The 23,697-nt window shown below is 40.2% G+C and carries 19 protein-coding genes and 1 riboswitch; of the genes, 10 read left to right on the top strand and 9 right to left on the bottom strand.

All coding sequences use genetic code 11. The features are described 5' to 3' along the window. Positions 1-2: 2 nt before the first annotated feature. From AC00Y6_RS04575 to miaB, 6 genes are read right to left on the bottom strand one after another with little or no spacing between them, the layout of a single operon-like run. Positions 3-1,931, bottom strand: a complete 1,929-nt coding sequence (locus tag AC00Y6_RS04575) for a hypothetical protein (protein WP_474489436.1) — start codon at positions 1,929-1,931, stop codon at positions 3-5. A gap of 4 nt (positions 1,932-1,935) precedes the next feature. Next, complete coding sequence (locus tag AC00Y6_RS04580; protein ID WP_474489437.1) at positions 1,936-2,493, bottom strand: LptE family protein; 558 nt, start codon at positions 2,491-2,493, stop codon at positions 1,936-1,938. Continuing rightward, positions 2,494-3,768 carry a sigma-54 interaction domain-containing protein gene (locus tag AC00Y6_RS04585; protein WP_474489438.1) on the bottom strand — a complete coding sequence of 425 codons (1,275 nt, stop codon included), beginning with the start codon at positions 3,766-3,768 and terminating at the stop codon, positions 2,494-2,496. A gap of 32 nt (positions 3,769-3,800) precedes the next feature. Continuing rightward, positions 3,801-4,601 carry a tetratricopeptide repeat protein gene (locus AC00Y6_RS04590; RefSeq protein ID WP_474489439.1) on the bottom strand — a complete coding sequence of 267 codons (801 nt, stop codon included), beginning with the start codon at positions 4,599-4,601 and terminating at the stop codon, positions 3,801-3,803. Then, positions 4,573-5,082: a hypothetical protein gene (locus AC00Y6_RS04595; RefSeq protein ID WP_474489440.1), complete on the bottom strand. Its 510-nt coding sequence runs from the start codon at positions 5,080-5,082 to the stop codon at positions 4,573-4,575. Before AC00Y6_RS04595 ends, AC00Y6_RS04590 begins: the two co-directional genes overlap by 29 nt. 7 nt (positions 5,083-5,089) lie before the next feature. Then, a complete protein-coding gene (gene miaB / locus AC00Y6_RS04600) occupies positions 5,090-6,526 on the bottom strand; it encodes a tRNA (N6-isopentenyl adenosine(37)-C2)-methylthiotransferase MiaB (protein WP_474489441.1) in 1,437 nt (478 codons plus the stop codon). Positions 6,527-6,841: 315 nt separating this feature from the next. On the opposite strand from miaB, the gene AC00Y6_RS04605 reads away from it, so the two are divergent. Next, entirely contained in the window at positions 6,842-7,264 is a 423-nt protein-coding gene (locus AC00Y6_RS04605) for an OsmC family protein (RefSeq protein ID WP_474489442.1), read from the top strand. A 60-nt stretch (positions 7,265-7,324) separates the two neighbouring features. On the opposite strand, the gene AC00Y6_RS04610 is transcribed toward AC00Y6_RS04605, so the two are convergent. Both AC00Y6_RS04610 and AC00Y6_RS04615 read right to left on the bottom strand, forming a co-directional pair. Beyond that, complete coding sequence (locus AC00Y6_RS04610; protein WP_474489443.1) at positions 7,325-9,931, bottom strand: MGH1-like glycoside hydrolase domain-containing protein; 2,607 nt, start codon at positions 9,929-9,931, stop codon at positions 7,325-7,327. Positions 9,932-10,208: 277 nt separating this feature from the next. After that, positions 10,209-11,015 carry a glucose 1-dehydrogenase gene (locus tag AC00Y6_RS04615; protein WP_474489444.1) on the bottom strand — a complete coding sequence of 269 codons (807 nt, stop codon included), beginning with the start codon at positions 11,013-11,015 and terminating at the stop codon, positions 10,209-10,211. 171 nt (positions 11,016-11,186) lie between these two features. Continuing rightward, positions 11,187-11,291, top strand: a riboswitch (SAM riboswitch). A gap of 49 nt (positions 11,292-11,340) precedes the next feature. Between AC00Y6_RS04615 and AC00Y6_RS04620 the strand changes: the two genes are divergently transcribed. The 9 genes from AC00Y6_RS04620 (at position 11,341) to AC00Y6_RS04660 (ending at position 22,950) form a co-directional block, all read left to right on the top strand. Then, on the top strand, positions 11,341-12,309 hold the full coding sequence (locus tag AC00Y6_RS04620) for an alpha/beta fold hydrolase (RefSeq protein WP_474489445.1): 969 nt from the start codon (positions 11,341-11,343) through the stop codon (positions 12,307-12,309). After that, positions 12,299-13,837: an ACT domain-containing protein gene (locus AC00Y6_RS04625; protein WP_474489446.1), complete on the top strand. Its 1,539-nt coding sequence runs from the start codon at positions 12,299-12,301 to the stop codon at positions 13,835-13,837. Before AC00Y6_RS04620 ends, AC00Y6_RS04625 begins: the two co-directional genes overlap by 11 nt. An 81-nt stretch (positions 13,838-13,918) precedes the next feature. Next, complete coding sequence (locus AC00Y6_RS04630; RefSeq protein ID WP_474489447.1) at positions 13,919-15,079, top strand: O-succinylhomoserine sulfhydrylase; 1,161 nt, start codon at positions 13,919-13,921, stop codon at positions 15,077-15,079. 273 nt (positions 15,080-15,352) lie between these two features. Further along, positions 15,353-16,363 carry a homocysteine S-methyltransferase family protein gene (locus tag AC00Y6_RS04635; RefSeq protein WP_474489448.1) on the top strand — a complete coding sequence of 337 codons (1,011 nt, stop codon included), beginning with the start codon at positions 15,353-15,355 and terminating at the stop codon, positions 16,361-16,363. A 98-nt stretch (positions 16,364-16,461) separates the two neighbouring features. Next, positions 16,462-19,143 (top strand): methionine synthase, encoded by a 2,682-nt coding sequence (metH, locus tag AC00Y6_RS04640; protein WP_474489449.1) that lies wholly within the window; start codon positions 16,462-16,464, stop codon positions 19,141-19,143. Positions 19,144-19,162: 19 nt separating this feature from the next. Then, positions 19,163-20,119 (top strand): methylenetetrahydrofolate reductase [NAD(P)H], encoded by a 957-nt coding sequence (metF, locus tag AC00Y6_RS04645; protein WP_474489450.1) that lies wholly within the window; start codon positions 19,163-19,165, stop codon positions 20,117-20,119. Positions 20,120-20,175: 56 nt separating this feature from the next. Beyond that, entirely contained in the window at positions 20,176-21,399 is a 1,224-nt protein-coding gene (gene hutI, locus AC00Y6_RS04650) for an imidazolonepropionase (RefSeq protein WP_474489451.1), read from the top strand. Between the two features lie 3 nt (positions 21,400-21,402). After that, positions 21,403-22,317: a formimidoylglutamase gene (gene hutG / locus AC00Y6_RS04655; RefSeq protein ID WP_474489452.1), complete on the top strand. Its 915-nt coding sequence runs from the start codon at positions 21,403-21,405 to the stop codon at positions 22,315-22,317. Between the two features lie 12 nt (positions 22,318-22,329). Beyond that, the gene (locus AC00Y6_RS04660) at positions 22,330-22,950 is read left to right on the top strand and encodes an HAD family hydrolase (RefSeq protein ID WP_474489453.1); all 621 of its coding nucleotides are present in this window, start codon (positions 22,330-22,332) and stop codon (positions 22,948-22,950) included. Between the two features lie 177 nt (positions 22,951-23,127). On the opposite strand, the gene AC00Y6_RS04665 is transcribed toward AC00Y6_RS04660, so the two are convergent. Continuing rightward, complete coding sequence (locus AC00Y6_RS04665; RefSeq protein ID WP_474489454.1) at positions 23,128-23,694, bottom strand: DUF2911 domain-containing protein; 567 nt, start codon at positions 23,692-23,694, stop codon at positions 23,128-23,130. Between the last annotated feature and the right edge of the window lie 3 nt (positions 23,695-23,697).

Genomic DNA, 23,697 nt, shown 5'->3' on the forward strand with positions numbered 1-23,697 from the left:
GTTTACGCTTTCTTGATGTCTTTAACTTCTTCTATTTTTTCTTGGAAATAAGCTTTTTTCTCGGGATGCTTGTTGGCTAGGATTTCGTAAGCTTTAATCGCTTTGGTATAAAGCTTTTGCTCGGTATATAGTTTTGCCAAAGTCTCGGTCATCAGGTGCGAGATGTCATCCTTTCGTTCTTTTACAACGTAAGCATTTTCTTCTTTTAACTGAGAAATCTTGGGATTGGTTTCGATAAAGTTGTCAATAATCTTCTCTTTCTTGGTGACCTTTTCTGTAGGTTGTTCAGCCCTGTCCAGTTTCAGCCAGCTTTGCCATGTATTGATAAAGTGACCGACATTACTGTCTTCTTTTGGTTGGTTTTCTTTAACGGAGATGACTTGTGCAACATCTTGGCGGTCTTCAATTTTTGAAACTTCATCACCAAAAAAAGAAACGTTAATAACGGGTAATTCTTCTTCAGGTAGTTCAGCTGATATGGCTTCATCGGGCTGTGTTGTTACCTTTTCTGGCTCTTCCTTTTCTTCTATTATTTCAGAAGGAGCTTCCTCAATGATATCAACTTTTATCGCCTCTTGCAAAACAGGTTCTTCTTTAGTTTGACCAATCAATGCATCCGGAATATTTCCCGCAAATTGCATTGGCTGCCAAGAATCATCGGTTACTGCTGGGCTTTCGTCAGTGATGATATTTTCTTCTAAAGTCTGTGTTTTTTCCTGCACTTCTGGTTCAGCAGTTTTTTCGACATTACTTAATTCAAAAGCTTGTGTCTCGGAGAAACTTATGCCATCATGATCCTCAATTTCCAAGCTCTTTGTTTCTGGCTCGATGTAAGTATCGTTTGAAGATGTCCAAACAACTTCTTTTTCAGCTAACGACTCAAATTTTGGTGGATTAAGATAATCGAAATGATTTTGTGGTACCGAAAATTTTACATCTGGCATAAAGTCCTGAATCCCGTTAAAACTAATATCGTTATCATCAGTGCTATGGTTTTCATCTTGATCAGAACCCAATTCAACCGGATCACGGCTAATGTCATCCTTTATCATAGATTCCTCTGAACGGTTTTCGTCAACAATGATTTGTATATCAACCAACTCTGATTCTGGTTGTAGGACCAGCTCACCCGTTTCATTAGTGGCCTCTAGATCCAGTTGTGGTGCTTTTTCTGACAAGAAGTTTTCCTCACCTTCGTAGAGCAACCTGTTTACTTCGCCTTCCACCACGATAAATTCGGGGTTTTCCTGAGTTTCAGATTCAATGATTTTCTCAATATCGAATTTGTTAAGCGATGGTGTTTCTTCCTGTTCTATTTCTTCGATAAGTTCTGCATTCGCGACCTCAGGATCCTCTTCAGGTTTCGTTTCTTCGTCGAAATTTTCCTGAGTAGCAACTTTAGGTATAGGGAATCCGGTTTTGTTATTGCTGTTATTGACCTGATAAACAATATTGTTGGCAGAAGTAAATGTTACCGATGGCGAAATGTTATAACTTGGCTTAACCTCTTGTTCAGCTTCTTGCTCTTTAGCTAAATCTTTAACACTGTCATCCTCTTCTTTGGTTTCCTTAGATTCAAGAGAATTTAATTCTGGTAAAACAACTTGCTCTTTTTGAGGTTCTTCAATTATATTAGTTTTCTGATTGTCAGGTTCTTTATAGTCGGTTTTGGCGATAGGCAAACTTTCTTTTTTACCTGCCTTTTCAGAATTGATAAATTGATAAAGTATTTTTTTATCCGTGGTATAAGCTGCCGTTTCCGATAGATTTTCTTTGTACTTTTCCGGCTGATAGAGGTTGATCCCGAAAAGGTAAAGCGCTCTGATACTCTGCGCATAAGGTGTTTTTTCTGATTCGGTTGCCAGGACGGCCAAATCAGATTCGGTGATAATTTTTGGATTTTTTATTAATTCTAAAACTCTCGTATTCATGTCTTTACCAGTTGGCTACAATGTCATTAAAAATTTTGTTAATGATTCTCTCATTTACAATTTTCACCTGCGAAGTTTCTATGGTATTCAGGTCAAGATCGCTGTTGAAAACAGCCTCGTCACTATAACTTCTGTCAAAATTAAGCTTTGGGTCTTTGGCGTTTTCATAATGTACTTTTACAGTAATCGTTAGTTTGTTCTGTTGTGCTTGAACAATATTTCCTGTAGTTGTGGTTGTAGAATTACCAATACTCGTGGGCGTAATGTTATAATCTGTAATTTCCCCCTCTATCAGCAGATCCGGGTTTTCTACAGCACCTTTCAGCGTAGTCCGTTGCAAAAAACGGTTCTGCATAGCTACTGTAAAATCCTGGCTCAGACTCGGGAGGTTGTTAGCAGCATTGTTGGGGAATGTATTGATCTTTACCGTTTTCATATCCTCTCCCAAAGACGACCCTGAGAAAGTGTAACAATCTGTAAGGGTAAAGAGCAAAGAGCAAAGAGCAAAGAAAAAATATCTTTTCAAACTTTTAACCGCGAATTTTGAATTTTGAATTGTCATTTACTCCTCCAGATTATATTGTTTGATTTTTCTATAAAGCGTCCTTTGCGAAATTCCCAGTTCATCTGCAGCCCTGTTTCTACGGCCTTTATGTTTTTCCAATGCTTTGATAATCAAATCTTTTTCGTTGTTTTGCAGAGATAAAGATTCTGGTTTAGCTTCCTCTATTTCCACATCTTCTACATCATTAAAATGATGATCCTCATTATCCGAAATGATGGTTGGACGATGGTTCTCATTCTCAAAGTACAGCAATGAATTGGGGTTTTGGTTATGCGTTTCAGGCGTATAAATCCTGTTAATCAAGTTTTTTTCCTGATTACTCAGGTCACCATTTCCTCTGTTCTTTATCAGCTCCGAAGTTAATGATTTTAAATCATTGATGTCACTTCGCATGTCAAACAGGATTTTGTACATAATTTCCCTCTCCGAACCAAAATCTGAACCGGTGTTACTACCAGTATTTTTTTGTACCACAGCCGGCAGGTTAGCATTCATGGGGATATATTCTGCCAATTTTATCGCATTAATTTCACGGTTTTGCTCCACCACAGTCATCTGCTCTACCAGGTTTCTGAGTTGCCTTACATTACCCGGAAACGAATAACCTTCAAGGTACGAAACGGCATCCCGTGTCAAAGTAAGTTCCGGCATCCTATACTTTTCCGCAAAATCTACCGCAAATTTCCGGAACAGCAGATGGATGTCACCTTTCCTGTCCCGCAACGGCGGCATGTCTATCTGCACGGTATTCAGACGGTAGTACAAATCCTCACGGAAACGGCCGTCTGTAATCGCCTTCATCATATTAACATTGGTTGCAGCTACGATTCTCACATTGGTTTTCTGTACTTGCGAGGAACCAACTTTCATAAACTCGCCACTTTCTAAGACTCTAAGTAGTCGAACCTGAGTCTGCAAAGGCAATTCCCCCACTTCATCTAGGAAAATTGTTCCACCGTCCGCGACTTCAAAATAACCTTTTCTGGTTGTAGTCGCTCCTGTAAATGCACCTTTTTCGTGCCCAAAAAGTTCGGAATCTATCGTTCCTTCCGGGATTGCACCGCAGTTTACGACAATATAAGGTTGATGTTTTCTACGGGATTCTGCATGAATGATTTTGGGGATAAATTCTTTCCCCACGCCACTTTCACCGATGACCAAAACCGAAATATCGGTTGGTGCCACTTGGATCGCCTTTTCCAAAGCGCGATTAAGCGCAGGATAATTCCCAATAATCCCAAAGCGGGTTTTTATAGATTGTAAATCTGCCATTTTTCTTGATTAAAATATTTAGAAATTAAATATTACAGTTCAGTAATTTCTGTTCTGTAGATTTTGTTGTAATGATGTGTGTAAACATCTTTCATGGTTTTGCCTTCATCATATGTTTTGAGGGCCAATTGTTTTAATTCTAAATAATCTTTGTTTCTAATCTTTGAAATTTTACTTTTAAAATAAATATTTTCAGCAAAATCATAGATCTTGCTTTGTTTTTCAAAATTTTCTAACGCTTTGTCATACTTTCCTGAATAAAAATATAACGACCCTAGTTGGTAATAATCGTAAAATCCAAAGTGGTAATCCTTTTGTGAAAATAGATTTTCCAGTAAATCTATTGCCTTATCTTTCTGTCCAAGTGCAAAGTAGCAAATCGCTTTGGCAACATATAAGTTGTAATCGCTATTTGCCGAATATCCGATGTCTCCTGGGTTGTATCGTTCCAATTCATCAAAGTCAGCAATAGCACCATTGTAATCTCTAAGAAACTGATATTTACACCAACCTCTGTATCCAAGATGCATTTTGGGGTTGAGGCTTACTGCTTTGTCAATTAAAACTTTCCATGTAACGAAATCGCCATTTTTAAGATACGGGACAGCTTTTTCAGAATAGAGTTCTGAAAATGATGGGCAAAGTTCTATGGCTTTGTCAAAAAGTTCCTGTGATTGCCTCGTTCCCTGTCCTACTTCCTCCAGAAAATTATAGATCTTGCAAGCTTGTTTGCAGTTTTGATCCTGCATAACATTGCAGTTGACCTGCGCCTGAAGATTAGAATAAATAACCAGTACTAAAAGGCTAAGGTAATATTTCTGAAACTTTTCCATGCTCTATTTTGTAGGTTAAATATTGGTAGTAATCTACTTTCTTGCCTTCTATTTCTTTTGAAATCCAACCATCTAATTGTTTTGTAAAAGAAAGAATTTTTGCAGAAAATTTCTGATCTTGTTCTTTCTCTAAGTATTGGTTATCCATTTGCTGCATCCTGAAAAGTCCTGTTTTTCCTTCACAGTTAACTAAAAAGCGAATGGTTATGTACCCATTGATATCTTTTGAAGACTTTATGTTTTGCTGTTCTAATTGTCTGATAATCGCTAATTTTTCACCCTTGTATTTGACTCCACTTCCACCATTATAATACTGATAAGCATAAGCTCCATCAGATAGACATTTTTTAAAGTTGGGGTCATCTATCTTTTCATCAAATTCAATATTTCCTACATGCGTGGGATATTTTGAAACAATTTTCTCTGTTTGGCAACTAATCAACAGGGGTAATACGGATAATATGAACAAGAAAGATTTCATGAATATTCTACTTCACCGTTTCCCCCAAAAGCGTTCCCTGCGTATTGCCGTGGACAAAAACGGACACAAGGTCACCAATTTTTTGCCCTTCCTGCATATCGAAAACACAAACAGCATTTTGGGAATTACGCCCTTTCCATTGGTTTTTGTTCTTTTTTGAAATGCCTTCAATTAAAATTTCATGCACTCTTCCAACGTAGCCAGCCATTCTTTTTCTGGATAATTCGCCTTGCAAAGCAATCACTTCTGCAAGTCTTCTTTGTTTGACATCTGCCGGAATATCGTCTTCCATTTTCTTATGAGCCGGCGTTCCCGGCCTTTCGGAGTAGGCAAACATATAACCGTAATCATATTCTACCTCTTTCATCAATGACAATGTATCCTGATGATCTTCTTCGGTTTCGGTACAGAAGCCTATAATCATATCTTGGGAAAAGGAAATATCCGGAACGATTTCCTTCGCTTTTTTAATGAGCGCCAAATATTCTGCTCTGGTGTGCTGGCGGTTCATCAATCCGAGAATTCTGTCGCTGCCGCTTTGTACCGGCAAGTGAACATATTTGCAGATGTTGTCATGTTTTGCCATCACTTCAAACACATTGATATTCATGTCCTGAGGATTGGATGTCGAGAAACGAATTCTCATTTCCGGGACTGCATCCGCTACTAAACCAAGGAGTTGTGCGAAATCCACAGCAGTTGCTTTCTGCATTTCAGATGCTTTGGCAAAATCTTTTTTCGGGCCGCCGCCGTACCAAAGATAAGAGTCCACGTTTTGCCCCAACAATGTGATTTCTTTGTAGCCATTGCTCCAAAGATCCTGGCATTCCTGAATAATAGAATGGGGGTCACGACTTCTCTCGCGGCCTCTGGTAAACGGAACAACACAGAACGTACACATATTATCGCAACCTCGGGTAATGGTTACAAAAGCGGTTACGCCATTGCCTCCCAAGCGGACAGGATTGATGTCGGCGTAAGTTTCTTCTTTTGAAAGGATTACGTTGATGGCATCTCTGCCGCCGTCTGTTTCTTTGAGAAGGTTGGGCAAATCTCTGTAAGCATCTGGGCCAACAACCAAATCTACCAAATGTTCTTCTTCCAAAAATTTGGTTTTTAAACGTTCTGCCATGCAACCGAGAACGCCCACAGTAAGATTGGGGTTTTCTTTTTTCTGAGTTTTAAACTGGGAAAGGCGCATCCGAACCGTCTGCTCCGCTTTTTCACGGATGGAACAGGTATTTAAAAGAATTAAATCTGCTTCTTTTACGTCTAAAGTCGTATTGTACCCCTGTTCGTTAAGAATAGATGCAACAATTTCAGAATCAGAAAAGTTCATCTGGCAGCCATAGCTCTCCAGAAACAATTTTTTACTGTTTTCCGGTTTTTCTGCAATGGCAAATGCTTCGCCCTGTTTGGTTTCGTCTATATATTTTTCCTGCACTTTGTAAATAGATATGGGTTTAAGCTTTAGATTTTAAACTAAATTCTAAACGTTGGATTAGTCCGCAAAGATACAAAATATTGTGACAGAATGGCAGGGATAAAGGATTGAGTGAAATACCAAGAATTTGCATTATTCTCGAACAATTTCAATATACAAATTTTGTTTATATCAACGCTTTTAAGAAGCTGTAAAGATTAAAATTTGACTTGGGTAGACTAAGAATACAAACTTTTTCATAATTGGTGGATTACAGAAAATCCTTTGATTTTAATTGCTGGAGAATATGTAATTTTGATAATTAATGTTTCAAAAATGAAAATTACACTTAACAGAATCAATGACGATTTTTTGTTCGAATGCTCCAACGAACAGGGAAATTCTATATTATTGGATAATACCACTTTGCCCGGGGCAAAAGGCGTGTCTCCAATGCAATCAGTTTTAATGGCCGTTGCGGGATGCAGCGGAATAGATCTGGTTTCCATTCTAAAAAAACAACGTCAAACCATTAAGGATTTCAAAGCGGAGGTAGAAGGCGAAAGAGTTCAGGTAGATGAAGCGAAACCTTTCAAAACCATCAAAGTTAAATTCTTTTTGCAAGGTGAGATAGATCCTAAAAAAGCCCAAAAAGCTGCAGAATTGTCTTTCGAAAAATATTGCTCCGTCTCTAAAACACTAGAGCCTAATGTGGAAATCACTTATGAAGTAAGCGTTAACGGTGAACTCTTATCTTAAAAGTAGAGCATACTAGAGTTTGAGAGAAAATAATATCCTCAAACTCTAACATTCTCAAGCCTATCTGTTAGCCAACCTCGGCTGAATCAACTTCGCCACGGTAGAGGTCCATCCCGTTTGGTGAGAAGCGCCAACGCCGCGGCCATTATCCCCGTGGAAATATTCGAAGAACATGATGTAATCTTTGAAATGCGGATCTTGGTTAAACTTGCTTATTCCTCCATTGAATGCTCTGTTTCCGGCATCATCTTTCAAAAATATGTTGCACAATCTGTTGCTGATGTCTTTGGAAACTTCATCCAGGTTTTTAAGTTCGCCACTGCCTTTTGGATATTCAATTTTAAGCGCATCGCCGTAAAAGAAATGGAACCGCTGCAAGCTTTCTACAATGAGGAAATTGATAGGAAACCAGATGGGCCCGCGCCAATTGCTGTTGCCGCCAAACATGCGGCTGTCACTCTCTGCCGGCGTGTAATAGACAATATGTTCCTGATCATGCACGGTAAACCGGAAAGGATCTTTTTCATAAATTTTGGACAAAGCACGGATGCCATAATCACTCAGGAATTCGGCTTCATCCACCAATCGGTTAAGGACTTTCGTTAATCGGTTTTTTCTGAGGATACTTAGGAGATGTTTGTTGCCTTCGCCTTCCACATACCATTGGGAAACCAGTTTGGTGAGATCCTGTTTATTCCTGAGCACCCATTCCATCCTTTTTTTGAAAGCCGGCAGTTTTTCCAGCAGGCTGTGTTCTACCACTTCTACAGCAAACATCGGGATCAAGCCAACAATACTCCTCAGTTTGAGGTTCACACTATCGCCATTGGAGAGCTGAAGCAAGTCATAGAAAAAGCCATCTTCCTCATTCCAAAGGCCCTGCTTGCCTTCGCCAATGTTTTCCATCGCTTCGGCAATGTAAAGGTAATGTTCAAAAAACTTGATGGCCATATCTTCGTACACGGGATTGTAAGTGGCGAGTTCCATGGCCATCCTCATCATATTGAGAGCATACATCGCCATCCAACTGGTTCCGTCAGCCTGTTCCAGATGCTCACCTTCGCTGAATTCCATATTCCGGTCAAACGCCCCAATGTTATCCAGTCCTAAAAATCCTCCTCCGAATATATTATTGCCATTATAATCTTTCCGGTTCACCCACCATGTAAAATTGAGCAGTAATTTTTGGAAAACCCGTTCTAGGAAAGCCAGATCAGGTTTGCCGTTATTTTTTTCATCGATTTTAAAAACCCGGAAAGTCGCCCAGGCATGTACCGGCGGGTTGACATCATCAAAATTCCATTCGTAGGCTGGTAACTGTCCGTTGGGATGCATGTACCATTCTTTGGTAAGAGTAACCAGCTGGTTTTTGGCAAATTCAGAATCAATCAAACTGAAACTTACGCAATGAAATGCCAAATCCCAGGTCGCATACCATGGGTATTCCCACTTATCGGGCATCGATATAATATCTTTGTTATGGAGGTGTGCCCAATTGCTATTTCTTACAAAGCCTTTTCTCTGAATGGGAAAATTTGGATCACCTTTTAGCCATTTGGCAACATTGTAATGGTAAAACTGCTTGTTCCACAAGAGGCCGGCAAAGGCTTGTCGCTGCACATTTTTTTCATCCTCGCTTTCAATATCTTTCTGGATATTTTGGTAGAATTCATCAGACTCCTGCTTTCTCCTGAAAAAAACATCATCAAAATCCATAAAGGCATCATCCATGACATGTGGAGATAGCCTAAATTCAAAAACGTGGTGGCTGTTGGCATCTATCATTTCCTCACAGCAGAACGCTGCCTTACTTCCTGTTTTTGATGGGTTTACAGTGTCAAGACCTTTGGTGACATATTGGTTGATACCATCTTTGTAAAAGCCTTCGGTTTTCGGCAGTTTATAAAGCCTGGCACGGTTGGTTTCGTTCTCACAAAACAAGGCTTCTTTATTCCGGTTTCTGGCGTATAATTTTTTGGTGCTCAGTGCATTGTGATGGATGTCGATTTCCCCTTCTCTGGTAAAATTGAGTTGCCCTTTATAATCATTATAGCCCCAAACCCAATTGTTGCGGAACCAAACGGTTGGCAGGACTATAATGGGAGCTGCCTGGTCACTTCTGTTATTCACATCTACACGTATCAGGATGTCATCTGTGCCGGCTTTGGCATATTCTATAAAAATATCAAAGTAGGCATCATTATCAAAAATCCCCGTGTCTATAATCTCATATTCCTGATCTTTGTTGGATCGGCTGGCGTTGGTAAGAACAAGGTCATCGTAAGGAAATGCATGGATGGGATACTTGTAAACCATCTTCATATAGCTGTGGGACGGCGTGTTGTCCAGATAATAAAAAATCTCCTTAATATCCTCCCCATGGTTGCCCTGGTAATTGCTCAGTCCAAAAAAACGTTCTTTGATTCTGACATCATTTTTATTCCAAAAGGATAGTGCAAAACACAACAGTTGCTTGTCATCCGAGATGCCGGCAATGCCTTCTTCTGCCCAGCGATAGGTCCAGGATTCGGCAGTGTCGTGACCCGTAAATCCCCATGCATCACCGTTGGTACTATAATCTTCGCGTACATTTCCCCACTGGCGGTGGCTAACGTATGGACCCCATTTTTTCCAGTTTGGATTTTTTAATTTTTCTTCTTCACTCATGCTTGTAATTATTTTTTTAGAATAATTATGTTGTTTTTTATCAGGAGCATCAGGCTTATACTGTGGTGTCACTTTTCATCCCGCTGTCCACTATCTCTTTTTCTCGGTGCCCGAGTGTAGCCCAAGTCAACCAAGAAAAAGGATGCCGTTCCCATCGGGGCTATGTTGAGGTTTAGTTATTCTTTCAACAAATAATGATAGTTGATAAATAATAGTTCTGAATTACAACTTTTTGGTTATCAGTAATCACTTATCACTTATCATTCATCATTTATAATTACCCGTTGTCCGAAAAGCTTTCCAAGCTAGTCATCCCGCCATCTACATAGATGCTGGCTCCGGTAATATAATCCGAATAATCACTCGCCAAAAATACGGCTAAATTTCCAATGTCTTCGGGTTTACCGATACGGTCATAAGGGATAAGCGTCATCAGCGCATCCAGTGATTTTTGATTGTCCCAAGCCGATTTGTTGATAGGTGTTTGGATGGCGCCGGGACAAATATTATTGACACGGATTCTGTTTTTACCATATTCCTGAGCCAATGTCTGCATCAGCATTCTTAGCGCGCCTTTGCTGGCAGCATAGTTGGCGTGCCCTGCCCAGGGTATAGTCTCGTGCACACTGCTGATATTGATGATTTTTCCCAAAGCGCAAGACTTATCGGTCATGCCGCGTTTCAAAAATTCTTTGATAGCTTCCTTCGAGCAGAGGAATTGCCCGGTAAGATTCACATCGATAACTTTTTGCCACTGCTCCAGTGTCATATCAATAAAGGCCGCATCCTGCTGCAATCCTGCGTTGTTCACAAGGATATCAACCGTTCCGTATTTATCAATAGTGGTTTTAAACATCGCCAACACTTCATCCTCTTTGCTAACGTCGCATTGGATAATAAAGCCTTCGCCTCCGTTTTCTTCTATGGTTTTCAAAGTATCTTCGGCCTCGGGCTTCGAATGCTCCGAAGAATGGTTGACAATAACAATGGCTCCTGATTGGGCAAGGCTGATCGCAATTCCTTTACCTATTCCGCTGCTAGATCCTGTAACAATGGCGACCTGTTTATTTAGATTAATATTCATAATTTATTTTGTGTGGTTTTTCCCAAGCAAATATTGTACACAAATGATGATATAAAATTCTTAAAATTGATTGTTAATAAAAAATTTATAATGACATTTTTCAATTTATTTGGAAAAACAGCATTTTCTTAACTATCTTTGCAGTCATATTTGTTCATTCACATATTGAAAATGTTATCGAGAAAGGTGGAGAGATTAGACTCTATGAAACCTTGGCAACCCTTTGGCAACGAAGAAGGTGCTAAATTCTACTCAGTTTTTTGAGGGAGATAACGTGCAGTTTATTCTACATTCCCGTAGCATTTTCAATTTTTTTACATCACAATTGGAAACCACGCTACAACATATTAACATTCATCAATTCAAGACTCAGAACGGAAAAGTTCTCGATATTCCATTAAGCTTTCAGCTTTTTGGGAAAGAGCTGCATTCGGCTCCCATTATATTGGTTAATCATGCCCTGACAGGGAATTCTGATGTGGCTGGCGGAAATGGCTGGTGGAAAAAAATGGTGGGTAAACAAAAAGTTATAGATACCGAGAAATATACGGTTATATGTTTTAATGTTCCTGGAAATGGATTTGATAATTATTTTGTAGAATCATACAAAGATTTTAGGGCATATGATATCGCTAAAATTTTTTTGGAAGGTCTTAAGGTATTAAATATCAAAGTTCTATTTGCGTTGATTGGTGGTTCCGTTGGCGGCGCCATTGGTTGGGAAATGTTGGCTCAAGAGCCTGACATCGCAAAGCATTTTATCCCTATTGCTACCGATTTTAAAACCACCGACTGGTTATACTCTCAATGTTTGGTGCAGGAGTTTTTATTGGAAAGTGAAGAGCAGCCGCTGCAGAAAGCCAGGACACACGCCATGCTATGTTACAGAACGCCAGAATCTCTTAATCTGAGATTTAATAGAGAGCTTTCCGAGACTGGATTTTGGAAATCTCGCGAATGGTTGGATTATCACGGTAATTCTTTAAACGAAAGATATAGTTTGAAGGCGTATCGGCTGATGAATCACTTGTTAATGACGATTGATGCAGATATAAGTAAACTGTCAAAAGATACAGCATCCATACATCTAATATCGGTAGATACAGATCTGTTTTTTCCAGCTTTTGAAATCAAAAAAACATTTCAAATATTGGTAAATCGGTGCAACGTGTCTTATCACGAGATAAAATCAATCCATGGCCATGATGCTTTCCTGATGGAGTATGAACAGCTCAACGATATTTTAAACCCAATTTTTAATTCAAAAAAATCTTCAATAAAAGATGACAAATAAAAACGCAATTAATATCTATCGAAACAAAGCCTTGGTAAATTTTGAAGGCAAAGATTTTCTGGGTCATATAGGTATTGACTCCCGAATTTTCAAGGCTTTGAATGGCGGCGGAATCAGCGTGGGCGTGATTTCACAGCAAGCGATAGAAAATGGGATTTCTGTTTTGGTAGATGACAGCGATGCAGAGGCCGCTGTATGCTTTCTTCTTGAAGAATTTAAGGAAGAAAAGGAAAAAGGTTTTGTAGAGAATATCCATAGTGTGAATAATCTCACAGTTATCGGCTTTGTCTCGGAAAATTACAGTAAGATTTTATCAGAACTTCAGCGAAACAAAATTTTCCCATTGTTGTTAAGCCAAATCGCTTCGGCTGGTAGGGTGAACATTGTTGTTACCGGAAACCAAACCGAAATTGCTAAAAATATCATCGAAACCGAAATCTACGGAAAACCCAAAACAGTGCATCTCGCTTTGATTGGCCATGGTAATGTTGGAGGTACGCTGATTGAGCAGATTCTGGACTCGGCCTACGATATCCTGAACCGCAAAAGAGTGGATTTGAAAATTGTTGCCATTGCCAACTCTAGGAAAGTGGCTTTCAATAAAGCAGGTTTCGGAAGCGACTGGCGGCAGAAAATCAAATATTCCCAAACCGAATCCAGCGTACAGTCCTTGGTGGATTTTGCAAACGAGCACCATTTGGAAAACCTCGTAATGGTGGATAATACGGCCAGCAAAGATTTTGTGAAAAATTATCCAACCTTTGTTGACAACGGATTTGACATTGTAGGGTCCAACAAGATCTATAACACATTGCCAATTGCAGAGTACCGAAGCTTTAGAAAATTATTAGAAAAAAATAAAAAGAAATACCTCTACGAAACCAATGTTGGCGCAGGTTTACCTTTAATTGATACAATTAAATTGCTGCATCTTTCCGGTGAAAACATCACAAGGATCAAAGGTGTTTTTTCCGGAACTTTGAGTTATGTTTTCAATAATTTTTCTTTGAGGAATGACCAATTTTCAACGATTATTAACGAAGCTTTGGAAAAAGGTTACACAGAACCGGACCCGCGCGAAGATTTGTCGGGTAATGATGTGGCGAGGAAACTGTTGATCCTGGCAAGAGAACTGGATTTGATTAATGAATTTGAGGATATCAATATTCAGAATCTAGTTCCGGCAAATCTCCTTTCGGTTTCAAAAGAAGAATTCCTTTCAAGATTAGGTGAGTTGGACGATGAGTATCAGAAAATCAAAGAAAATCAGAAACCTGACTACGTTTTGCGTTACGTAGGCGATTTGCACGGCGACCTTCATTCGGAAAAAGGCGAATTGGATGTTAAATTGATTTCTGTTCCTGCCAATTCAGCTTTGGGACAACTGAAAGGTTCAGATTCCATCTTCGAAATCTACACCGAAAGTTATGGTGAAAATCCTATCGTGATTATGGGCGCCGGAGCCGGAGCCAAAGTCACTGCCAGAGGTGTTTTCGGAGATATTTTAAGATTAAGCGAAACAAAATAAATTTAATATACCAATCTACCAATGTAAAATGTAACAATGACATTGGTAAATTGCTAAACCGATACATTGTTACGTTGCAATATGGAAAATTTCGAAACATTAGCCATCAGAACCCAAACCGAGCGTACTCAGTTTGACGAGCATTCTACACCTTTATACCTTACTTCCAGCTTCGTTTTCGAAGATGCAGAAGATATGCGTGCCAGCTTTGCCGAGGAAAAAGATAAAAACCTGTACAGCCGCTTCAGCAACCCCAACGTTACCGAATTTATCAACAAAATTGCCAAAATGGAAGGTGCCGAATCCGGTTACGCGTTTGCAACAGGAATGGCCGCAATTTATTCCGTTTTCGCAGCCTTGCTTAGCTCGGGAGATCACATCTTGAGCTGCCAATCGGTGTTTGGTTCTACGCATACGCTGTTTACCAAATATTTTCCAAAATGGAATATCAACACCACTTATTTCAAAGCCGAAGACGCTTCAACAGTAGAAGATTTAATTCAGCCCAATACAAAAGTCCTTTATCTGGAAACACCAACCAATCCTGCGATTGAAGTTTTGGATTTGGAATTTTTCGGTCAGGTTGCTAAAAAGCACAATCTGATTTTTATTGTAGATAACTGTTTTGCAACACCTTATTTACAGCAACCGAATAAATACGGTGCAGACATTGTGGTACATTCTGCCACCAAATTGATTGACGGGCAAGGTCGTGTTTTGGGTGGCGTGGCGGTCGGAAAAGCAGATTTGATCCGCGAGATTTATCTGTTTGCGAGAAACACAGGCCCTGCGATGTCGCCTTTCAATGCCTGGGTTTTGAGCAAAAGTTTGGAAACTTTGGCAATCCGGGTAGAGAAACATTGCGAAAACGCTGTTAAAGTAGCAGAGTTCCTAGAAAATCATCCGAATGTAGATTTGGTAAAATATCCATTCCTGAAATCGCATCCAAGCTACGAAATTGCTAAAAAACAAATGAAATTAGGCGGAAATATCGTGGCTTTCGAAATCAAAGGCGGAATCGAAGGCGGTCGGAATTTCTTAAACAGGATTAAAATGTGTTCTCTTTCCGCCAACTTGGGTGACACGCGGACGATTGTCACGCATCCCGCTTCCACAACGCATTCCAAGCTTTCCGACGAGGAGAGAAATGAGGTTGGAATTACCGCTGGATTGGTGCGTTGCTCCGTTGGATTGGAAAATGTTGATGATATAATTAACGATTTGAAACAAGCTTTAGACTAATGAAATAAAAGGGATTAGGAGCAACAAGGTTTCTTCTTCGAATAACGATTACAACCCGCTGTCCGCTATATCTTTTTTGTTTTTTACAACATTTGTCATTCTGAGTTTGTCGAAGAATCCAAAAAACAAAAAAGGATGCCGCTACCATCGGAGCTATGTTGAGGTTTTGTCTTTTAATCGATGATAAAGAGGATCCACCGAAAAACCTTATCAGGGTTTGAATCCCTGACAAGGTTAGTGAAAAAAATAAAGACTTTGCATTTAAAATGAATTATGAACAATTCAGAACAATTATATAAAGCGCTTAATGAGCGTATTCTCATCCTCGACGGAGCAATGGGAACGATGATTCAGCGTTACAATTTTACAGAAGAGGATTATCGCGGCGAGCGGTTCAAAGACTGGAAATCTCCCCTGAAAGGGAACAATGATTTGTTATCTTTAACACAACCGGAAGCGATTGCGGAGATTCACAAAAAATACCTTTTGGCAGGCGCAGATATCATAGAAACCAACACGTTTTCTGGAACTACCATTGCAATGGCGGATTATCATATGGAAGATTTGGTATACGAACTTAACTATGAATCAGCCAAAATCGCCAAAAAAGTCTGCGAAGAATTTACGGCTCAGAATCCTGACAAACCAAGATTTGTAGCAGGTTCTATGGGGCCAACCAACAGAACGGCAAGCCTAAGCCCTGATGTTAACGACCCAGGCTACAGAGCCATCACTTTTGATGAACTCAGAGTGGCGTATAAACAACAGGCAGAAGCTTTGCTGGACGGAGGTTCTGACATTCTTTTAGTAGAGACTATTTTCGATACTTTGAATGCAAAGGCCGCTCTTTTTGCGATTGACGAAATCCGGGAAGAACGACATATCACTATTCCAATTATGGTGTCCGGAACCATTACCGATGCGTCAGGAAGAACGTTGAGCGGGCAGACGGCGGATGCCTTTTTGATTTCTGTTTCCCATATGGATTTGATAAGCGTTGGTTTCAACTGCGCGTTAGGAGCAAAACAATTAACGCCTTACCTTGAGATTCTCGCCCATCATACCAATTTTGGGATTTCTGCATATCCCAACGCCGGTTTACCGAATGCTTTCGGTCAATATGATGAGTCGCCGGAATTTATGGCAGAACAAATCCGCGAATATGTAGAAAAAAGATTAATGAATATCATCGGTGGTTGTTGCGGAACAACGCCGGAACATATCAAAGCCATTGCCGATCTGGTAAAAGATTATGAACCGAGGAAACTCAATGTAACAATATAGAAATGTAGCAATTTACCAATTTTTAAAATGTGTCATTCTGAAAGAAGTGAAGAATCTCATTGTTGCATTGGTAAATTTTTACATTGATAAATTAATTTATGGAAACAGATTGTAAAAGAAGATATCTAAAACTCTCAGGCCTTGAGCCCTTAATCATAACACCAGAATCCAACTTTATCAATGTTGGAGAGAGAACCAATGTGGCTGGTTCCAAAAAATTTCTTCGGTTAATAAAAGAAGAAAAATATGCAGAAGCGCTGGATATTGCAAGAAATCAGGTAGAAGGCGGCGCTCAGATCTTGGACGTCAATATGGATGACGGCCTTTTGGATGGTAAATATGCAATGGTGAAATTCCTTAACCTTATTGCTTCAGAGCCGGATATTGCCCGAATCCCCATAATGATTGATTCTTCAAAATGGGAAATTCTGGAAGCTGGATTGCAGGTGGTTCAGGGAAAGCCTGTTGTCAATTCCATCAGTTTGAAAGGTGGCGAAGAAGATTTTATCAAACAAGCCAAATTAATCAAAAGATACGGAGCGGCAGCGATTGTAATGGCTTTCGATGAGGTGGGACAAGCCGATAATTACGAAAGAAGAATCGAAATTTCCAAAAGGTCTTACTATATTTTGGTGAACAAAGTCGGTTTCCCTTCCGAGGACATTATTTTCGACCTTAATATTTTTCCTGTGGCGACAGGGATGGACGAACACCGCAAAAACGCGATTGATTTCATCGAGGCAACAAGGTGGGTCCGTACCAATCTCCCGAATGCGTCGGTTAGTGGTGGTGTTTCCAATGTGTCGTTTTCGTTCCGTGGCAACGATTCGGTTCGCGAAGCAATGCACTCCGTTTTCCTTTACCACGCTATAAAAGCTGGGATGAATATGGGAATCGTAAATCCGACAATGTTGGAAGTGTATGACGAGATCCCAAAGGATTTGCTGGAATTGGTAGAAGATGTAATGCTCGACCGAAAAGAGGACGCCACAGAAAAATTACTCGATTATTCCGAAACGCATAAATCTACTAAAAGGGAAAAAACCGAGGATTTGTCCTGGCGGGAACAGTCTTTGCAGGAGCGGATTACTTATGCACTGGTAAAAGGAATCGACCGTTTTATCGAAGAAGATGCGGAAGAAGCAAGAAAAATGTCCAAACGACCGCTGGATGTTATCGAAATTAATCTGATGACTGGGATGGGGGTTGTTGGTGACCTTTTCGGAAGTGGGAAAATGTTCTTGCCTCAGGTGGTGAAATCCGCAAGGGTGATGAAAAAAGCGGTGGCCTATCTTCAGCCTTTCATCGAAGCAGAAAAAGACCAGACCCAAAAATCCAACGGAAAAGTGTTGATGGCAACAGTAAAAGGTGATGTTCACGATATTGGTAAAAATATTGTGAGCGTGGTTTTGGGTTGTAACAATTACGAAATTGTAGATCTCGGCGTGATGGTACCGGCAGAAAAAATTATCCAAACCGCGATTGATGAAAACGTCGATGTAATTGGATTGAGCGGACTAATTACGCCAAGTCTGGACGAGATGGTTCATATTGCAGATGAGTTGGAACGCAAAAATCTTGATTTTCCTCTGTTAATCGGTGGTGCAACCACTTCCAAAGCGCATACAGCCGTTAAAATCTCACCGAAATATTCAAATACCGTCGTTCACGTCAACGATGCTTCACGAGCGGTTGGTGTTGTAAGTTCACTTCTCAACAAAGATAAATCCAATGCTTATGCTTTGGAGATTAGGAAAGATTATGATGAATTCCGGGAAAAATTCCTGAATCGTCAAGTCGAAAAAGAATATGTCCCGATTGCAGAAGCACGTGAGAAAAAATTCAAAATCGATTGGGACAATGAGCTGATTCCGAAACCAAAAAAATTAGGAATTACCATTATCGAAGACCAAAACCTGGATGAATTGGTTGATTTTATTGACTGGTCTCCGTTTTTCAGAAGTTGGCAATTGTTTGGGAAATTCCCTGAAATTTTAACCGATAATGTGGTGGGAGAACAGGCTACGATTTTGTATAATGAAGCGCAGGCAATGCTAAAAAAAATCTTGGAAGAAAAGAGCTTCAAAGCGAAAGGTATTTTCGGGATTTTCCCGGCAAATGCTGATGAGCAAGATGATATTTTGGTTTATGATGACAATCAAAATGTTATTTCGACGTTCAGAACCCTGCGTCAGCAAAGCAAAAGGTCAGAAGGTAAAGAATATTTGGCTTTAAGTGATTTTATTGCGCCAAAAAATTCGGGAAAACAGGATTACATAGGAGCTTTCTGCGTTTGTACAGGCTTTGGAGCCGATGAACTGGCCAAAGAATATGAAGAACAAAATGACGATTACAACGCCATAATGGTGAAAGCCTTGGCAGACCGTTTTGCAGAAGCTTTTGCCGAATATCTTCACAAAAAAGTCCGAACCGAATATTGGGGTTATTCCCAAGATGAAACGTTGGACAACGAGGAATTGATCAAAGAAAAATACCTCGGAATCCGACCTGCTCCAGGTTATCCTGCTTGCCCGGATCATTTGGAAAAACTGACGATTTGGGATCTGCTAAAAGTGGATGAAAACATTGGTGTCACCTTAACCGAAAGTCTCGCAATGTGGCCGACTGCTGCGGTTTCCGGATATTATTTCGGGAATGAAAAATCAAAATATTTTGGCGTCGGGAAAATTGATGAAGACCAACTGAAAGATTACGCAGAACGGAAAAATATTGACTTGGATTACGCCCGAAAATGGCTCGCTCCAAACTTAGCGGATTAAAATTATTTAAAATTATTGAATGAAAATTACTGACCATATAAAAAACGCCAACGGCAAAACGCTTTTTTCTTTTGAGATTGTGCCTCCGCAAAAGGGCGTAGGGATTGCCGATTTGTATAAAAATATCGATCCGTTGATGGAGTTTAAGCCGCCGTTTATTGATGTCACCACTTCCCGGGAAGAATATATTTTCCTGGAAAGAGGAAATGGTCTGATGGAACGGAAAATCACCAGAATGCGCCCTGGGACTTTGGGGATTTGCTCAGCCATTCAGCACAAATATAATGTAGACACGGTGCCTCACGTGCTGTGTGGTGGTTTTACAAGAGAAGAAACCGAATATCTTTTGGTGGATTGTATGTATTTGGGAATCAATAATATTGTGGCACTGAGAGGTGATGCTATGAAGGGTGAAAAATATTTTGAACCTACCAAAGGTGGAAACCGCTATGCTTCTGACCTCGTGAAACAAATCCACGATTTGGGAATGGGCGAGTATCTCCACGGGAAAATAGAATGTAAGGATAACAGCAGCTTCTGCATTGGTGTTGCCGGCTATCCCGAAAAGCATATCGAGGCGCCGTCTATGAACTACGATTTGCAAATGCTGAAGAAAAAAGTGGATGCAGGTGCAGATTATATTGTGACACAAATGTTTTTTGACAATCAAAAATATTTTGATTTTGTGAAACATGCGCGCGAAATTGGCATTGATGTGCCGATTATCCCAGGAATCAAACCGATTGCCACCAAAACACATTTGCAGCTATTGCCACAGGTATTCAAAATCGATTTGCCGGAAACTTTAATCAATGAGGTTTTGAAATGCAGAACCAATACCGATGTTCGGGAAGTGGGAGTAGAATGGGCAATCCAGCAATGTAAGGAGCTTCTGGATTTTGGCGTTCCAGTCCTGCATTTTTACTCGATGGGTAAAAGTGATAATATCCTTAAAATAGGTCGCGAAGTTTTTTAACACAAAAGAGATGCAGTTTGTATCTCTTTTTTTAATTTTACCATTCAACAAAATTTATGAAGCTTACCGGACCTTTCAAACAAGTGATCACGCTCAACCACCTTCCCTTAAAAGGAAAATTGACGGATGAAGAATTAAAAATCACAACAGATGCAGGGATTTTAACCGCAGAAGGGAAAATCCTGCAAACAGGAAGTTTCAATTCTCTAAAACAAAAATTCCCCAATGCTGAGATTGATTTTGTTGAAGGTGATCAAATTGTGCTTCCGGCTTTTGTGGATGCCCACACGCATATTTGTTTCGGGGGAAACCGGGCGAATGACTTCGCAATGAGGAATGCCGGAAAATCATACCTCGAAATTGCGGAATCCGGCGGTGGAATCTGGAGTTCTGTTCAGCATACCAGAGATGCTTCAGAAGATGATTTGGTTAAAGGAATCCTAAAAAGGGTCGATGCTCTTCTCAAGCAGGGCATTACAACCATCGAAGTAAAAAGTGGTTATGGCCTTAATGCCAATGAGGAACTGAAAATGTTACGTGCCATCAAAAAAGCACAATCCAAAACAATGGCAACTTTGGTCCCGACTTGCCTCGCTGCGCACCTCAAACCAAAAGATTTCGAAGGTTCGTCCGAAGCTTATCTCAATTATATTTTACAAGAAATTCTTCCCAAAGTAAAAGCCGAAAATCTGGCTAATCGAGTTGATATCTTTATTGAAAAATCAGCATTTCAGTCGGAAGAAAGCAAAAATTTTCTATTGAAAGCAAAAGAATTAGGCTTTCAAATCACCGTCCACGCAGACCAGTTTACGCCGGGTAGTTCTCGGATTGCCGTGGAAGTAGGTGCCAAATCTGCTGACCATCTGGAAGCAACCATTGATAATGATATTGATTTTTTGGCGAATTCAAATACCGTTGCTATTGCTTTGCCGGGCGCAAGCCTTGGTCTAGGCGAGCCATTTTCCCCAGCCAGAAAAATATTGGACAAAGGTGGAATTTTAGCCATCGCCACAGACTGGAATCCGGGCTCTGCGCCAATGGGAAATCTCGTAACCCAAGCTTCGGTTTTGGCGACTTACCAGAAACTGACAACAGCCGAGGTTTTGGCAGCAATCACGTTTCGGGCGGCTTATGCTTTGGATTTGGAAGACAGAGGCATTTTGGCGGAAGGTAAAAAGGCAGATTTCATCACCTATGAAACCGATAATTTTCAGAATATCCTGTATCATCAGGGAAGTCTGAAACCGAAAAATGTTTACATTAACGGCGAAAAAATATAGAACATGTTTGAATGGGCAGGTCGCTTTGATGGCGAGGAAGAATCTTATCAAAGGATTTTTCAGAGAGTGGAAACAGAATCGGATTATGAGACGATTAATCCAAATGATTTTGCCTTACACGGATTCGCTGTGGATGAAGGTGTGAAACGTAACAAGGGTAGAGTCGGCGCGCAGAAAGCACCGGATCTGATCCGTAAAAATATGTGCAATTTTCCTGTGGTCAACTCAGGGTTTTCTTTGAAAGATTTTGGGAATATCCATTGCGATAATAATGATCTCGAAGGGACACAGAATCTGCTGTCTGAAAAAGTAACGAAAGTACTATCCAAACAAGGTAGATCTGTAGTTTTAGGCGGTGGCCACGAGCTTACTTTTGCGCATTATTCCGGCATCAGGAAAGCGTTTCCCCATCACAAAATCGGGATTATCAATTTCGATGCCCATTTTGATAACCGTGAACCGGAAAATGGTTTGGCAACGTCAGGAACAGGCTTTTGGCAGATTGCACAAGAAGGCGAGATCCATTCTTTGCATATTGGGATTCAGAAGAACAGTAATACTAGGAAATTGTTTGAATTAGCAGATCAGTGGGGAATGAAATACATCCTGGCAGACGAAATCTATCCAGAAAGTATCCCGAACCTGATGTTTAGTATCAATGCATTTTTGGATGATGTAGATGTGGTTTATGTCACGGTTTGTATGGATGTTTTCAATGCGGCTATTGCGCCTGGCGTAAGCGCCCCAGCTTATAATGGGATTTTTGCAGATCACAGTTTTATGCAGATGTTCCGCCATATTTTGAGTCAGGAAAAGACGAGAGCATTGGATGTTGCAGAAGTTAATCCTGATTTTGACATTCAGGAAAGAACGGCAAGGTTGGCGGCAAGCCTTGTGAATGACTGGTTTATGATTTAAGAAAATTATTTAATGAAATACGACAGCATAATTTTTGATCTGGACGGCACACTTTGGAACGCGTCCGAGACGATGTTTAAAGCCTTTAATGATGGCCTGCACGAGGTTGGCATCCAGGTCAGTATCACCTCTCAGACGGTTCGGGATTTTTCGGGGATGAAGATGGATGATATTTTTGCAAAGCATTTTAGCTTTGTTCCAAAAGAGAAACTAGCTGCTTTTGAGGCGGTTTATTCGCAGAGAGAAAAAGATTATATAGACAGGTTGGGTGGCGAACTGTATCCCAATGTCAAAGAAACTTTGGAAAAACTACAGCAAAATTACAGACTTTTCATCGTCAGCAATTGTATGAAAGGTTACATCGAAGCTTTTCTCAGGTTTTACCATTTTGAGCATCTTTTTGAGGATTTTGACTGCTTTGGCAATCAGGGTTTCCCAAAGGATAAAAATATTAGGTTGATAGTAGAACGCAATCATTTGGAAAACCCAGTCTATGTTGGCGATACCATTTGGGACAAAGAATCCTCAGAGAAAGCCGGGGTTGACTTCATCCATGCAGCTTATGGTTTTGGTAAAATTGAAAATCAGGGTGTTAAGATATATAAGTTTGAAGATTTGCTGTTACTACATTAAAATTTGGGCAGCTTTTCCGCGCTCCGTTCCCGCTATCCCGAGCCAACGCTTGTCCCTTCGCTATTCGGGATGAGCTCCACTCAGCTCGGGCTGCACAAGATTCCCTGTTTCAAAGTTAGAAACAAAAAAAGCCTTATCTATTTTTGATAAGGCTTTTAGAATTTTAATCAGAAAAGATTATTTAAACTCAATCGGGAATTTTACCTGAGCATTGTCCCAGCCGGCGTAAAGATCTGCACCGGTTTTGGTTTGTACAAATGTCACCGAAAAATATTCGATTGGCGAAGTCGTTTTTTCAACAGGAACTGTAAATCTTACAACGTCCTTGCTTTTGTCATAGGCATAAGCACCCCATTTATCTGTGTCAGAATTGAGGATAATTGTCCATTCTGTTTCATTGGGAACCGCAAAAAGGCTGTAAGTCCCGGCCGGAATTTCTTTTCCACCAATTTTAACAGGCGTATAAAACTTGATTTCGGTATCTTCATTGGCACCAAAACGCCAGATTTCTCCATACTTAACCAAATTTCCGAAAACCACACGGTTCTTTTTCTGCGGGCGCGAATAGATTACTTTCACTTTGGGCGTTTCCGTCTTCGATGATGTTACCTGAAGCGGATAATATACAGCATCCATCGGACTTACATCTACCGAAAAATAGTTCAGTTTTGTCGGGTCAATTTTAGCTTGTGAAAATGCGCTGGCTCCTATAAGCAAAGAAGCGGCAATGATTAGGTTTTTCATTAT

It is taken from the genome of Epilithonimonas sp., from assembly GCF_056329745.1.

Excerpts from the sequence above, each read along its gene's own strand:
- AC00Y6_RS04625 (WP_474489446.1), top strand. The coding sequence starts at position 12,299 with ATGACAAATAAAAACGCAATTAATATCTATCGAAACAAAGCCTTGGTA.
- AC00Y6_RS04590 (WP_474489439.1), bottom strand. The coding sequence starts at position 4,601 with ATGGAAAAGTTTCAGAAATATTACCTTAGCCTTTTAGTACTGGTTATT.
- hutG (WP_474489452.1), top strand. The coding sequence starts at position 21,403 with ATGTTTGAATGGGCAGGTCGCTTTGATGGCGAGGAAGAATCTTATCAA.
- AC00Y6_RS04585 (WP_474489438.1), bottom strand. The coding sequence starts at position 3,768 with ATGGCAGATTTACAATCTATAAAAACCCGCTTTGGGATTATTGGGAAT.
- AC00Y6_RS04665 (WP_474489454.1), bottom strand. The coding sequence starts at position 23,694 with ATGAAAAACCTAATCATTGCCGCTTCTTTGCTTATAGGAGCCAGCGCA.
- AC00Y6_RS04630 (WP_474489447.1), top strand. The coding sequence starts at position 13,919 with ATGGAAAATTTCGAAACATTAGCCATCAGAACCCAAACCGAGCGTACT.
- AC00Y6_RS04595 (WP_474489440.1), bottom strand. The coding sequence starts at position 5,082 with ATGAAATCTTTCTTGTTCATATTATCCGTATTACCCCTGTTGATTAGT.
- AC00Y6_RS04610 (WP_474489443.1), bottom strand. The coding sequence starts at position 9,931 with ATGAGTGAAGAAGAAAAATTAAAAAATCCAAACTGGAAAAAATGGGGT.
- AC00Y6_RS04660 (WP_474489453.1), top strand. The coding sequence starts at position 22,330 with ATGAAATACGACAGCATAATTTTTGATCTGGACGGCACACTTTGGAAC.
- metF (WP_474489450.1), top strand. The coding sequence starts at position 19,163 with ATGAAAATTACTGACCATATAAAAAACGCCAACGGCAAAACGCTTTTT.
- AC00Y6_RS04615 (WP_474489444.1), bottom strand. The coding sequence starts at position 11,015 with ATGAATATTAATCTAAATAAACAGGTCGCCATTGTTACAGGATCTAGC.
- metH (WP_474489449.1), top strand. The coding sequence starts at position 16,462 with ATGGAAACAGATTGTAAAAGAAGATATCTAAAACTCTCAGGCCTTGAG.
- hutI (WP_474489451.1), top strand. The coding sequence starts at position 20,176 with ATGAAGCTTACCGGACCTTTCAAACAAGTGATCACGCTCAACCACCTT.
- AC00Y6_RS04605 (WP_474489442.1), top strand. The coding sequence starts at position 6,842 with ATGAAAATTACACTTAACAGAATCAATGACGATTTTTTGTTCGAATGC.
- AC00Y6_RS04580 (WP_474489437.1), bottom strand. The coding sequence starts at position 2,493 with ATGACAATTCAAAATTCAAAATTCGCGGTTAAAAGTTTGAAAAGATAT.
- AC00Y6_RS04635 (WP_474489448.1), top strand. The coding sequence starts at position 15,353 with ATGAACAATTCAGAACAATTATATAAAGCGCTTAATGAGCGTATTCTC.
- AC00Y6_RS04575 (WP_474489436.1), bottom strand. The coding sequence starts at position 1,931 with ATGAATACGAGAGTTTTAGAATTAATAAAAAATCCAAAAATTATCACC.